At 61.1% G+C, this 13,705-nt stretch carries 10 protein-coding genes; 3 read left to right on the forward strand and 7 right to left on the reverse strand.

Annotation, left to right across the window (positions count from 1 at the left end):
- Nucleotides 1-51: 51 nt before the first annotated feature.
- Nucleotides 52-924 carry a glycine betaine ABC transporter substrate-binding protein OsmF gene (osmF, locus tag IM737_RS16360; RefSeq protein ID WP_442874213.1) on the reverse strand — a complete coding sequence of 291 codons (873 nt, stop codon included), beginning with the start codon at nucleotides 922-924 and terminating at the stop codon, nucleotides 52-54.
- 57 nt (nucleotides 925-981) lie between these two features.
- On the reverse strand, nucleotides 982-1,395 hold the full coding sequence (locus tag IM737_RS16365; protein WP_336886243.1) for a hypothetical protein: 414 nt from the start codon (nucleotides 1,393-1,395) through the stop codon (nucleotides 982-984).
- A 110-nt stretch (nucleotides 1,396-1,505) separates the two neighbouring features.
- Here IM737_RS16365 and IM737_RS16370 point away from each other — a divergent pair, with 110 nt between their 5' ends.
- Nucleotides 1,506-2,393, forward strand: a complete 888-nt coding sequence (locus IM737_RS16370) for a LysR family transcriptional regulator (protein WP_236895725.1) — start codon at nucleotides 1,506-1,508, stop codon at nucleotides 2,391-2,393.
- 31 nt (nucleotides 2,394-2,424) lie between these two features.
- Here the strand turns inward: IM737_RS16370 and IM737_RS16375 are convergent, their stop codons facing one another.
- The 3 genes from IM737_RS16375 to IM737_RS16385 form a co-directional block, all read right to left on the reverse strand.
- Nucleotides 2,425-3,771, reverse strand: a complete 1,347-nt coding sequence (locus IM737_RS16375) for a sensor histidine kinase (protein WP_236895727.1) — start codon at nucleotides 3,769-3,771, stop codon at nucleotides 2,425-2,427.
- Nucleotides 3,768-4,436 (reverse strand): response regulator transcription factor, encoded by a 669-nt coding sequence (locus IM737_RS16380; protein ID WP_236895729.1) that lies wholly within the window; start codon nucleotides 4,434-4,436, stop codon nucleotides 3,768-3,770. The genes IM737_RS16375 and IM737_RS16380 overlap by 4 nt, the downstream gene beginning before the upstream one ends.
- Before the next feature lie 202 nt (nucleotides 4,437-4,638).
- A complete protein-coding gene (locus tag IM737_RS16385; protein WP_236895731.1) occupies nucleotides 4,639-5,466 on the reverse strand; it encodes a MipA/OmpV family protein in 828 nt (275 codons plus the stop codon).
- Nucleotides 5,467-6,172: 706 nt separating this feature from the next.
- Here IM737_RS16385 and IM737_RS16390 point away from each other — a divergent pair.
- Together IM737_RS16390 and IM737_RS16395 are read left to right on the forward strand one after the other, a co-directional pair.
- Nucleotides 6,173-7,351, forward strand: a complete 1,179-nt coding sequence (locus IM737_RS16390) for an efflux RND transporter periplasmic adaptor subunit (protein ID WP_236895733.1) — start codon at nucleotides 6,173-6,175, stop codon at nucleotides 7,349-7,351.
- Between the two features lie 3 nt (nucleotides 7,352-7,354).
- Nucleotides 7,355-10,477: an efflux RND transporter permease subunit gene (locus IM737_RS16395; protein ID WP_236895736.1), complete on the forward strand. Its 3,123-nt coding sequence runs from the start codon at nucleotides 7,355-7,357 to the stop codon at nucleotides 10,475-10,477.
- A gap of 257 nt (nucleotides 10,478-10,734) precedes the next feature.
- Here the strand turns inward: IM737_RS16395 and IM737_RS16400 are convergent, their stop codons facing one another.
- Nucleotides 10,735-12,156, reverse strand: coding sequence for an aldehyde dehydrogenase (locus IM737_RS16400; RefSeq protein ID WP_236895738.1), 1,422 nt, complete (start codon nucleotides 12,154-12,156; stop codon nucleotides 10,735-10,737).
- A gap of 29 nt (nucleotides 12,157-12,185) precedes the next feature.
- Entirely contained in the window at nucleotides 12,186-13,649 is a 1,464-nt protein-coding gene (locus tag IM737_RS16405) for a carotenoid oxygenase family protein (protein WP_236895741.1), read from the reverse strand.
- Between the last annotated feature and the right edge of the window lie 56 nt (nucleotides 13,650-13,705).

Below are 13,705 nucleotides of genomic sequence, written 5' to 3' on the forward strand. Positions count from 1 at the left end.
CGGCGCATGGCAGGCACCTTGCGCACCAGTTCCAGTCTAACCGCCACGCGTTCATGGGAGCAGACCATTTGCTTGCAGCCAGTCGATGGCAACCGCCTGTGCCGGCTCACCGCCGACCTGGATGCGGCCGTTCAATTCCTGCAGGGTGGCAAGATCGAGTTTGCCGAAGACCGGCTCCAGCAAGTCCCTGATCTGCGGGTACTCATTAAGAACAGCCTCCCGGATGATCGGGGCGGGTTCGTAGACCGGCTGAACGCCCTTGTCATCCTCGAGCATGACCAGGCCCGAGGCCGAGATCCCGCCATCTGTGCCATAGACCATGGCGGCGTTTACACCACTTGTCTGCTGCGCGGCCGCCTGGATGGTGGCGGCGGTGTCGCCCGGCGTAATCGTCACGAGCTGGTCGGAGGACAGGACAAAACCATAGGTTTCCTGGAATGCGGGCAGGGCGCCCGGAGAATTGACGAAGTCGGGGGAGGCGATCAGCTTGACGTTGCCACCCGCAGACACCCACCTGCCAAAATCCGAGAAGGTCACGATGCCATTCGCGTCGGCGACCTCCTGCCGGATGGCCACAGCCCATGTGTTGTTGGCCGGCGCTGGTTGCAGCCAAACGATCTTGTTGGCTTCGTAGTCGAGCTTGGCGGCCTCAGCGTAAGCGGCTGCTGCGTCTTTCCATAGCGTGTCGCTCGCCCGCTCGAAGAAGAAGGCCGCGTTGCCGGTATATTCAGGATAGATGTCCACTTCGCCGGCCGCCATCGCGCTCCTGAGCACGACCGTATTGCCGAGCTGGATGCGTTCTTCGACCGGGACGCCATTGGCTTGCAGCACCTGGCTGATGACGTTGCCCAACAGGCCACCTTCGGTATCCATCTTGGAGGAGACGACGACCTGGGCCCATGCCGTGGTCGACCATAGGGTCATTGCAAGGGCGGCGAAGGCAATATGAATACGGCGAGTGGGATGCATCTGTGATTTCTTTCAGGGCAATGCGACGGGGGCGACGGGAGGTGCTGGTTCGAGGGGCGTTGACAAAAGCTGAAGTGCCATTTCGGCGAGCGCTTCGGCCGGCCCGTTCGGCTCAAGCTTGACGACTAATATTGTGCCTGCGGCCACGACCGGGTGCGTCATGGCCACGGTGCCGGCCCGCTGTGGAATGAGCAGCCGCCGACCCGATCTGTGCGGTAAGTCGGCGAGCACCGTCGCGATTGCATCCTGAGGGATACACAGGACGCAAAGGTCGGCGTAGCGGCTTGCGGTTCGGTAGTCAGTTGGAAGAAGTCCGCCAGGAAGCGCATTGGCGAAGTCGCGAATTTCCATGGGCCGCCGCGTCCCGAGCATAAGGCTGCAACGACCTGCCAGCATTCTGGCAGCGGCGCGCCCCAACACTCCCATGCCTAGAACGGCAATCTCCACGGCCAGCTCCTTCGTCCGAAAACCTATGCCGAACCTGGTTGCTGTGATATTCAGCGATTGGTTGGATCATCCCTGCATGAAAGTTTGGAATGGCGACACTAGTAGAGCTGGCGACATTCGTGCTGGTCGCTCGCACCGGGAGTTTTGCAGCTGCTGCCAGGCAGCAGGGCATCTCGGCGACGATGGTCGCGCGTCGGGTCAGTGGTCTTGAAGACGAATACCGCACCCGCTTGCTCGAACGAACAACGCGCACCCAACGACTGACTACGGTGGGGGAGATGTTTCTCGAGCGGGCACTGAAGCTGCTGGAAGACACCGAGGCGCTCGATGAACTCAAAGACAAGAACGAAGTCCGTTTGGCCGGTCGCATCCGCATGTCCGCGCCGACAACCATTGGGGTCACACAGGTTGCCGCCGTTATCGCGGACTTCACCCGCCAGCATCCCGAGGTCGAAATCGAAGCGTCGTTTGCCAATCGAAAGGTCGATCTTGTGGGCGAGGGCTACGATCTGGCCATCCGCACCGGGGACCCAGGCGGCGCGGGCCTGGTCGCCCGCAAAATTGGAGTGTACCGCCTGAGTTGCTGCGCCTCGCCCACACTGATTGAGCAGTTCGGCTTGCCCGAGCGCCCTTCGGACTTGGCGGCATGGCCATGCATCATCAACACGAACCTGGCTCAGCCGAACAGGTGGCAGTTTCGGGATATTGAGAGCCGTCCATCGACAGTTGCCGTGCAGGGCAAGGTGCGGATGGACAATGATGAAACACAGCGCGTGCTGGCACTTTCAGGCGTCGGCTGCGCCTACCTGCCAGTCGATCTGCTTCGGGCCGATCTTGAGACCAAACGCCTCGTCCAGCTGCTGCCGGGCTGGGAAACGGAGAGCATGCCGGTTTACGCCGTTTTTCCCTCGCGTCGATTTCAGCCCCGTCGACTGGAGGCATTGGTCGGTGCGATTGCTTCGGTCGTCAGCCACTAGCGCACTGCTGCCCGCAGTGACCTTGGCGTCGCTACGAAACCGTAGGCAGCGATATTTCGAACAGAGCTCCACCTTCTGGTGCGTCGTGAACCGAGACGCTTCCCTGATGGTGGCGCACAATGTCGGTTACGATGCTCAAGCCGAGGCCCGCGCCGCGTTGCCTCGGCGCGATGCGGTGGAATGGCTCGAAAATCTCTTCGCGATCGGATGGATCAATCCCGGGCCCGGAGTCGGCAACCTGCAGCCGCCCGTCTGCGCAAACCTCGACCCTGATCTGCGCGCCATCTCCACCATGCACAATGGCGTTTTGGATGAGGTTGGACAACGCGCGCGACAAGGCGTCGACATCACCCATGACATAGACCGTCTTTGACTCGGCCTGGAAGACAACCTCATCGCCCGCAGCGGTCGCCAGCGGCGCCACATCCGCAGTGACACTGGATGCGAGGTCCACCAGATTTATGCGCTGAAAGGTGGCCAACCCCAAACTCATGCGCTGCAAATCGAGCAACTGGTCGGCCATGCTGCCCAGTCTGGCGACATGCACAAGGAGCCGGCGCTTGTCCGCAGTTTCCGGCATCATTTCCAGATTGACCTGCAGAATGGCGATCGGCGTCCGCAGTTCGTGGGCGGCGTCCGCCATGAAGCGATGTTGACGATCGATGCCCTCGTCGAGCCGTTGGAAGGCAGCATTGATGGCGTGCATCAGCGGCTGCAGCTCGCTTGGTACATAGCTTGATGACAAGCGGGCGCCACGCTTCGTGACTTCGATCTTGTCGGCTTCGATCGATAGATCGTCCAAACCTTTGAGTTGTCGCTTGACGAATAGGGGAATGATCAGCAGTGACGCCGAGGTCAAAAGCAAGATAAACCCTACGAAAATTGGACTGGCAAACGCCTCTACCAGAATGCCGATCCCAACGGGCGGGCCTCCACCCGCGATAATCCACAGCTTGCCTGCCTCGCTCTCATGCTGCCGAATGATCGCTGCGGGCGTCTCCGTAGAGCCGATGTCCGACACGTTGGCCGAGTTTATGCGCGTCAGGTTCGTGGTCAGGGATTCGGTTTCTATCGGCACATTTCCATAGCTCAGCCCGCTGCCCTTGCCGTCGGTAGCAAAGAACCAGAAGCTTGAATACGCTGACTGGATATCCTCTAGCGCGGACGTGTCCGCCAGTCGCAGTTCACCGTTGGTGCCACGCTCAACTGCCGCGGCAATGGTTTCGATAACCTCTGGGTCCAGTCCTTGTTCGCCAGCGATAAAATTCGCGATCGGGATGGTTGCGGCAAGTGTGAAAGCAATGACCACAATCGTTTGCATTATGATCATATTGCGGGTTAACGCTGCCCGGAGCGAACGCCGTACCGGTTTGCTCATGGCGAGGCCTGGATAACGTAGCCAAGTCCCCTGATGGCGTGGATATTGACAGAAGCGCCGCTCAATTTTCCGCGCAGTCGGGAAATGTTGGCGTCCAGGGCATTGGAGGCGATTTCTTCGTCGAACCCGTAGACCGCCTCCTCCAGCGCGCTGCGCGGCACGATGCGGCCCGCGCGCCGTATCAGGATTTCCAACGCGAGCATTTCGCGCCGCGTCAGGTCAAGCACAGCTCCATCGACCTCGGCGCAGCGCTCACTCAAATTGAACCTAAGCTTGCCGACAGTGGCAAAAGTTTCGCCAAGGTCCGCAGGCCGGCGCAGTATCGCGCGGATCCGAGCCAGAAGCTCATCTGTGGAAAACGGCTTGGAGAGATAGTCATCGGCCCCGGTGTCGAGCCCCGCCACCCTGTGGTCGGAGGAACCGAGCGCTGAGAGGACAATGATCGGCAGGCCCTTCCGCACGCGGCGCAGAATCGGAATCAAAGAGAGACCGTCGCCGTCCGGAAGTTTGCGGTCGAGCAATACGGCGTCGTAGACGTCGCTGAGCGCCGCTTCTTCGGCAATGCCGAGCGTGGAAACATGATCCACCACGATGTCCTGCCGATTGAGGGCGGCCATAAGCGCGCGAGCCATGTCAGTCTCATCCTCAACGAGCAATATGCGCATGAAGTGTCCTCGGATGGATTCTCGCCTTAGTAGGCAAATTCGTCATCGCATTGTATCGCGGCAAAGACAGTCCGATTGGCGATAGTCGAACAGCTACAGTCGATTCTTTTCAGTGCGACCCGCCAAAGACACAGGCACGACGATGAGGTCGCGCCTGTGTGAGGTCTGAATTTTGCGGCGTCATACTCACCGGTGTCTGGCACTAGAACGAGAACCGACGTGCCAAGCCCAGACCAACCGTAAACTGTTGTTCGCTCCCGGATTTGACGATGGGCGACTCTCGGGCATCGCCAACAAACGCGGAGTAGGACGCATTGAAGGTTACGAAGGTGTCAGGGATGAACTCGTAACGCGCTTCCAGTTGCAGACCCACGGACTTGATGCCCCCAGTTGGATCGAATGCACCAAGACGCCCGCCTGTCGCGACGGCTTCCGCGCTGGTCACCCCAAAATATGTATCCATATACTCTTCCGAGGCAAAATTGACGACCGGGCCGCCGGTGATCTCGAGTTGCGGGGAGAGCCTTGCCGTAACGTCCATTCCGACTTCGCCTATCAGGCCCTGGGCTCCCCCGAAGGCATACCTGACAGCGCCGTAGATTTCGGCGCTGATCGCGTCATTGAAGACAAACTCGTACCCCACGCGGGCGCCGAGGGCGTAGCTGGCTTCAATGTTGTCCAATCCATTCAATGCGGAATAGTCCGCACTGATACGTTCGCCTTCAGCGCTGACGGATGGAGAAAAGCTGAAGCCGCCGCGATCGTCTTCTCCGCCCACGTCTATAAAGCCCCAACGGAACCGCTCGACATCGACAATTGGCTTGAAGGTCATTTTATACTCGGAGGCGCCTTCGTAAGCGGGGGCGGCACCAACACCCAGGCCCAGTATGAACACGAAGTCCGACACGGGCTGAATCGGAACAAATTCCGGGGGTGCTTGGCCATAGGTGTCAAAATCGTTGGCGCTTGCAGGTAGAGCAAGGGCGGTACCCAATGCCGCGGTGACCATCAGACGGCTGTGAAGACGCATAGAAAGCTCCAGTTGGTTCGGCGGCTGGGGCACGCCGGCATCCGCTGATGCCCCAGATACTGAAGCTTTGCGGGGCTGGACGTTACGTCAGCATTACGACTGGGTGATCGTCCTCGCACTCGGCTTCGCGCAGATTTCTGGCGCTTTTGGAACGCCATTTTGGCCGCGGCTCAAAACAGCTTGGTCCGGGCATGGGGAGGGTGCCGACGCTGGGCATGCAATGTTCGCGTAATGCGCGAGAGACAGCGTGCAATCCCCTACAACTGGCCTCAGGGCCGGAATTGCAACGCTGGAGACGTTTACAGTGCCTGGAACACAACCGATGGAAATCGTCCTCGAGACAATGGACTACCAGAATTTCTGGGTGCGATCGGTACCCGCAACACTCTCACAGAGCGTCTTGTCGACGGGTTGCCGCGTTCTGAAAGTGGAGCTCGATGAGAGTGACGAATGCTGCACTCCGGCCATCGCGGTTGAAGATTTTAGCCAACCTGGCCGCCGCGAACGCGCCGTTGTGCTTGACGGGTCCGTGAAAGCGCGATGAAGCGCGGCTGCGGGCGGCAACCTGACGGTCCCATTGCAATCAGGCTTAACCGCCAATCGTCGGAAACGAGGCCGCGGGGGCGCGTAATGTTTGTGTAATCCGGCGCTGTCAGTTGGTTTGGTGCGGGCTTGACCTGCTTTTACCTTCAGCCGCGGGGCACCTATGAAGCCGTATGATATCAGCAGCGAAGTGTCTTCACGGCGGACCCTCTCCGGCCGGATGCAGAAATGGTTCTGGCCAGTTGTGCTGCTGGTCTCGATCACGGGCCTCGCATGCGTTCTTTTGGTGAATCAGTCGCCAGCGGCGCCAACTGCGGCTTCGGTGTCTGCTGTCGCGGCTCCCCGCACGATGCGCCTTCATGCGCTGGACGTGCTCACCATCGAGCCGCAAGTGATCGAGGAGCTGGTAAAGGTAACCGGCACGATTAACCCGGCGCGGGAGGCAGCTATATCTGCCCAGGTTTCCGGGCTTGCCGAGGTTGTTGCAGTGAGGCCCGGTGACCAGGTGGCCCAAGGTGATGCCCTGATCGAGATCGGCACCTCGGACCTGCGGCTGCAACTTGACCAGCAGCGCGCGGCGATGGCGTCGAGCGTCGTGCAGTTGCGAGCGGCCGAAACGAGTCTTGCCCGGACGCGCTCACTTGCCGACAAGGGGCTGGCCGCGCAAACCGCGCTCGACGCCGCCCAATCGGAGGTGGACCACTTAACAGCCACTATTGAATCCCAGCAGAGTCAGGTCACGCTCGCTGAGGACAATCTGCAGCGTGCCACCGTCCAGGCGCCTTTTGCCGGCACGATCGCCACTCGCAGTATCGAGCCCGGCCAGATCGTTAGTCCTGGGGCGACCATTTTGTCATTGGTCGATCTATCGACCGTCCGCGTCGAGGCCATTGCCTCGCTCGACGATTCCGCGCGACTGGTGCCCGGCCAGGACGTCCGGCTTGCGGTACAGGGCATCCCTGGGAAAACCTTTACGGGTACTATCGACCGGATCAATCCGCTCGCCGACCCCGGCACGCGCTCGATCAGGGTTCACCTGACACTCGACAATCCCGACGGTGTCCTGCGCGGTGGCATGTTCGTGACCGGCAATATCGTGGTGCAGCGGGTCGAGCAGGTGATTGCCGTGCCCACCGGAGCGATCCAGGCCCGCGACGATGCGCGCTATGTGTTGGCTATCGCAGATGGCGTGCTGCAGGAGCGGCGAGTCCAGACCGGCACGCAATGGCAGGGTGCGGGTCTTGTGCAGACCATCGCCGGCCTCGCGGCAGGCGATATGATCGTGGCGCGGAGCCTGACCGGTCTTGCCGCCGGTTCCCCCGTCGTCATTGAGGGAAACTGAGCCATGTTCCTGACCGCGATCAGCGTCCGCCATCCCGTATTTGCCACCATGGTGATGGTCGCCATCATAGTGTTCGGCGTCTCCGCCTACAGCACACTGCCTATCGAACAGTATCCGGACGTTGATTTTCCGGTCGTGGCGGTGCTCACGCCCTATACCGGGGCATCGCCCGAGGCCGTGGAAACCAAGGTCACCCAGCCCATAGAGGAGGCCGTCAATACGCTCAGCGGCATCGACACGGTAACGTCGACCTCCAGCGCCGGCCATTCGACGGTCATCCTGCAATTCACGCTCGAAACCGACTCTGCGGTAGCGGCGCAGGACGTGCGTGACAAGCTTGCTGCCGTGGCGAGTCAACTGCCGGACAACGCCGATACACCCCAGGTGTTCCGCTTCAATCCAACATCCACGCCTATGATGTCGCTGGCGCTCAGCAGCCCAAGCCGGTCGGTTCTCGAACTGACCTCAATCGCCGAGAACATTGTCACGCCAGCGCTCACCAGCATCTCCGGTGTTGGCAGCGCAACCGTGGTGGGCGGGCTCAAAAATCAGGTCAACGTGTATGTTGATCTGGACCGCCTCAATGCCTTTGGCATCGGCGTCAGCGAGGTCGTTTCTGCCTTGCAGCAGGACAATCAGACTCTGCCGGCCGGTTCGATCATTGATGGCGTACTGGTGCAGACCGTCCAGCTCAATGTCGGCGTCGCCGTGATAGCCGGCTTCAACGATATTGTTGTGGCCAATCACGAGGGCGAAGAGATCACCATCGGAGATGTCGCGACCGTCGTTGAAGGTCCTGCGGACGCCGATGGCCTGGCGTTCCGCAACGGCGAGCAGGCGTTGGCGATTGACGTTGTCAAGGTTGATGGCGGCAACACGGTAGCGATCGCAGCAGGCGTCGAATCCGCTGTCGCCGCGCTCAATGCCAGCGGTAGTTTGCCTGAAGACGTTGTTGTCAGCGTCCTCCAGAATGCGGCAATCCCGGTCAAGGACAACTTCCATTCAGTGCAGGCCACGTTGATCGAGGGCGCTGCCTTGGCTGTCGTCATCGTGTTCGTGTTTCTCAATTCCTGGCGCTCGACCATCATCACTGGCCTGACGCTGCCCATCTCGATCATTGGCACTTTAGCTGTCGTGAGCCTGCTCGGCTTCACGCTCAACATTATGACCATGCTGGCGCTAACGCTGTCGGTGGGTATCCTCATAGATGACGCAATCGTGGTTCGCGAGAACATCACTCGGCACCTTCATATGGGCAAATCGCACGTCCAGGCGGCACTCGACGGCACTGACGAGATCGGACTCGCGGTGCTGGCGACCACGCTGTCGATTGTCGCGGTATTCCTGCCGTTGGCATTCATGGACGGCATTGTCGGAAAGTTCTTCCTGCAATTTGGCGTCACCGTTTCGGTGGCCGTGCTGATTTCGCTTTTCGTCAGCTTCACGCTCGATCCGATGATGTCGAGCGTTTGGTATGATCCCGCGTCTGAACCCAACGCCAAGCGCGGCCCGATTGGCCGTCTCATCGGCCTGTTCGATCGTGGCTTCGACAAATTGAGCCATGTTTATCGCGGGCTGCTGCGCTGGTCGCTTGGCCACCGTTTGGTCATCGTGCTTGTGGCACTCGTGTCGTTTGGCTCCAGCTTCCTGCTCTTTCCTATGATTGGCACAGAGTTTACGCCGGCCGCTGACGAGAGCCAGATATCGATCAGCATCAAGACGCCAGCCGGTTCATCGACGGATTATACCGCTGCCAAGGCCCATCAGGTTGAGGCGCTTCTCGAGGACATGCCGGAAGTGTCGGACTTCTATACGACAGTCAATGCCGGCGCTGCGGCCGGTGAGAATGCGGCTGGCATTGCTGTTGACCTAGTGGGGCCGTCCGAGCGGGCACTGTCCTCGGTGGAAATGACGACGCCGATTCGCGAGGCCCTGCGCGCAATCCCGGGAATTGACGTCGTCGTTGCTGCTGGCGGCGGTCTCGGCGGTAGTAGCCCGATCGAGGTCAAGCTACTGGGTGAAGATCTGGAGGGCCTATCATCGGCCGCTGCCGAGCTGGCCGAAAAGATGCGGGCCATCCCCGGTGCTGTCGATGTTCAGGTGAGCCTGCAGCAGGCCCAGCCGGTGTTCGATGTCGTGGTGAACCGGCAAGTGGCGAGTGACATGGGCATCGGCGTGCAGTCGGCCGGTTCGGCTCTGCGTGTCATGATCGCGGGCGAGACTGCCTCGGAATGGACGAACGAAAGTGGCGATCAGCTCGACGTCGTGGTCCGGCTGCCACCCGACATGCGGCAGAGCGCCAGCGATATCGCCGGCCTGCCGGTAGCGCAGAGTCGCACGGACACGCCGCTTGCCATCCGCCTCGACCAGATCGCCGAAATCGTCCAGACAGTGGGGCCCAGCGAGATCGACCGCGAAAATCTCACCCGTCAGGTGACCATCAGCGCCAATATCGAAGGACGCGTATTGGGTGACGTCAGCGCTGATGTCGATGCCGTGGTTGCTGCGCTCGACCTGCCTGCTGGGGTCAGCGTTGCCCAGGGCGGCGACGTCGAGATGTTGACAGATACCGTCGGCAGCATGGTGTCGGCCTTGTTGCTGGCGGTGATTTTCATCTATTTGGTTCTGGCCAGCCAGTTTGGAAGCTTCCTGCAGCCACTAGCCATCATGATGGCCCTGCCGCTCTCGCTTGTGGGTGTGTTGGTGGGCTTGCTGGTGGGTGGATCGACCCTCAACATGTATTCGATGATCGGGTTCGTCATGCTGATGGGATTGGTCGTAAAGAATGCGATTCTGCTGGTCGATAACGCAAATCAGCATCGGCGCGCGGGTCAGCCCTTGCTCGAGGCGCTGGTCGAGGCCGGTGGTACGCGGCTGCGCCCCATCGTCATGACGACCCTGGCCATGATCTTCGGCATGGTGCCGATGGCCATGCAGGGCGGAAGCAGCCAGAGCGCGCCGATGGCCCACGCCGTCATCGGCGGGCTGATCAGCTCAACGCTGCTGACCTTGTTGGTTGTTCCCGTGATGGTGACCTATATCGACGCACTATCACGCAAGATAGCGCGCTTCATGCCGCGGGCGCCCGATCATTTACCCCCACAAAGCGAGCCAGTCACACCGTAGCTGGAACGAGCATCGGCCTGGGATGCCTTACCGCGCTCCTCGCGGTGCCGATACGTGCCGCCACAAGGTTTTCAATTGCCCTCGTGGCGGCAGACAGGTCGCAGCGCCTGTTGCTGCAACGCTGGCGACAGCGCCGCTACGCTCGGTCGTGGGCAAATGGTGGTCCCCGTTGGCGGCAAGTTCGGCAGGACGTGGCGGTCGCAGCATCGGCTGAGAGACCTGTGCCGGGAACATGAGGTCAAACATCCAAACTGCGATCATATCGGATAGTGCCCAGGCTGGGTCTCGATGGTGATCCAGCGCAATTCGGTGAATGCATCGATCCCGGCCTTGCCACCAAAACGGCCATAGCCGGAATTCTTGACGCCACCAAAGGGCATCTGGGGTTCGTCGTGGACCGTCGGACCATTGATATGGCAAATGCCCGACCTGATCTGTTTGGCGACACGCAGCCCGCGGGTGATGTCGCGCGTGAACACGGCCGCCGAAAGGCCATACTCGGTGTCGTTGGCGAGCTCCACGGCGTGAGCCTCGTCACGCGCCCGGACCACCGCCACCACCGGACCGAAGCTCTCTTCACTGAACAGCCGCATCGTGGGCGTCACTTGATCGACGACATGCGCCGGCATCAGCACGCCTGTCGCCTGGCCGCCATTGATCAGCACCGCGCCCGATGCGATCGCCTCATCGACAAGCTGCGTGACATGCTCGACGGTCTTGAGGTCGATGACAGCTCCAAGCGGCGTGGCGCTGCCGCGTGGATCGCCCACTGCGAGCGTGGCAACCTTGGCCTGGAATTTTTCGACGAAAGTATCGGCGATGGCATCGGCCACGATGATGCGCTCGGTGGACATGCAGATCTGGCCCTGGTTCATGAAGGCACCAAAGGCTGCGGCCTTCACAGCCTCATCGAGGTCAGCGTCGTCCAGCACGATGAATGGCGCCTTGCCCCCGAGCTCCAGAAGTACGGGCTTGAGGTGTTCGGCAGCGCGTTTGGCAATGATCCGCCCCACCTTGGTAGAGCCGGTGAAATTCACGCGCCGGACCGCCGGGTGATCGATCAGCGCCCCGACCACCTCGGCAGCATCTTCCGGCGCGTTAGTGACGAGATTGACCACGCCGTCCCCGAGCCCTGCATCATTGAAACATGAGGCGATCAGGGCATGGGTGTGTGGGCACAGTTCGGAGGCCTTGAGCACCACGGTATTGCCGCAGGCCAGGGGCGTTGCGATAGCGCGTGTCCCCAGGATGATAGGCGCGTTCCACGGCGCGATGCCGAGGACCACGCCAGCAGGTTCGCGAACGGAGAGGGCGAGGCATCCCGGCTTGTCGGACGGGATCACTTCACCGCCGATTTGGGTGGTGAGCGCTGCGGCCTCACGCACGAGGCCCACCGCCAGCATCAGGTTGAAGCGCGCCCAGCCTTCGGTTGCGCCGGTCTCGCTCATCATCGTCTCGATGAAGGCGTCCGAGCGTGCGGCCATCAGGTCGGCCGCGGCGCTAAGCTTTGCTCGCCGCGCCGTCGGCCCCAATGCCGACCATGCCGGCAGGGCAAGAGCCGCGCGATCCGCCGCCGCGATTGCATCCAGGGTCGTGAAGGCGTCCACAATGGAGGCCACCTCTCCCGACAGTGGGTTGCGGCGCTCAAACCGGGTGGTCACGTTTGCTGCGATATTCATGACTTGTCTCCCATCAAGGCGGGCGGCTGCTATTTCAGTGGCAGGTTGTCCGGGGACGCCCATACGCCGTGCACCTGGTAGGCGTTGCGGAAGGGCAGGATGACTCGGGCGCATTCCTGCATCGTTGTCGCGTCGACAATGACCAGTTCACTCCGCATCTCCTTGAGATTGTGCGCGGTGCCGAGCAGGTAGCCATCGCCTTCTTCGGCTTCGGGCGAGCGGGGCACGAAGGTGGGCTCCTGCAGGACGTGGGTCGGGCCGACGAAATAGGATTGCAGCGTGCGGTCAACCAGGTCGAACCGGCCATAGCTGTTGACGGGGCGTTGCCGCGGATCGTCCGGCAGGTGGGCATCGAACGGTTTGTCGCTATCGACATATTGGACGAAGATGTAGCGGTTCGGCGTCGTCGAAAAGCGCTCGTCGATGCGGGTGAAGCTCGTCACCTCCTGCTTGAACAGGATTTCCTCGCGCGGCTGCTTGCCGTTGCCGCGCAGGTCGAAGGTCAGGCGTCGAATCGTGAAGCTGTTCATCGAGAACGGCGCGCCGTGGACATCCTCGAACCAGGGCCATGTGTTGCCCTCGGCGACCGGCGCATCCATGGTCACCACATCGTCGTCGTTCCAGGCATTTGCCGTGTGGACGATCGAGCGTTCGGGCCCCTCGAACCAGCGAATGTCAGCAGCGCTGCCGCCGCGCGGAATGATGGCGTAGTAGGAGGGGCGCTCGGAATCCCAGGCCCAGTGGGGACGCCCGCTTTCGAGACGCTCCTTGCTGGTCACCGTCCCACCGCCGGGGATGATCACATAGTCCTTGGACAGGGACATGTCGTGCATCATCGAGGAATAGGGCACCTGGAACCGGACCTCCCAGGTGATCTTGCCGGCCTCGTCGAAGGAATAGAGGTAGATGTCGGTGCTCGCGAGCCCGGTCGCCTCATAACCAAAGGCAAAGGTCTCGCCGGTCGCGGGATCGAGCTTGGGATGGGCGGTAAAGGTCTGGCTTTTCCACTCGCCACCGAAGTCGGTCTCGCCAACCGTCTCCAGCGTATTGGGGTCAATCTCATAGGGGAGGCCCTCCTCCTTGGTCGCATAGAGCTTTCCCGCCAAGATCACCGGCGTGGTATTGGCCGCGGTGCGGCGCCCAGGATTGTCGATGTCACGAACCTCGGCGTCGTCGGTGTGCGGGTTGCGATAATAACCGTAGAGCTGGCGGCGGGCGGCGATTTGGGTGTTGTAGCGGTCGGTGCGCACATAGCGGCCGCGATAGTCGACCGAGCCGTCGGCGAAGCGGAACATGCTGATATAGCCATCGGCGGAAAGGCTGGCCTCATCCTTGAATTTGGGTGCGTAAATCCAGTCGCCGTGCATACGGTAGAACGCGCCATTCAGGCTGCTCGGAATTTCGCCAACGACAATGCAGTCGATCACTTCGGCCTCAAACCGGGTCGGGGCGAAGAAGCCGGACAAGGGATGCGTCAGTGAAAAGTCTGCCATTTGATTACCTCCTCGATCATCTGAGGAGGGGCGCCGTTGTGTCGGCGCGCCCTCCG

Source organism: Devosia sp. SL43, assembly GCF_021729885.1.
Taxonomy (GTDB): Bacteria; Pseudomonadota; Alphaproteobacteria; order Rhizobiales; family Devosiaceae; genus Devosia.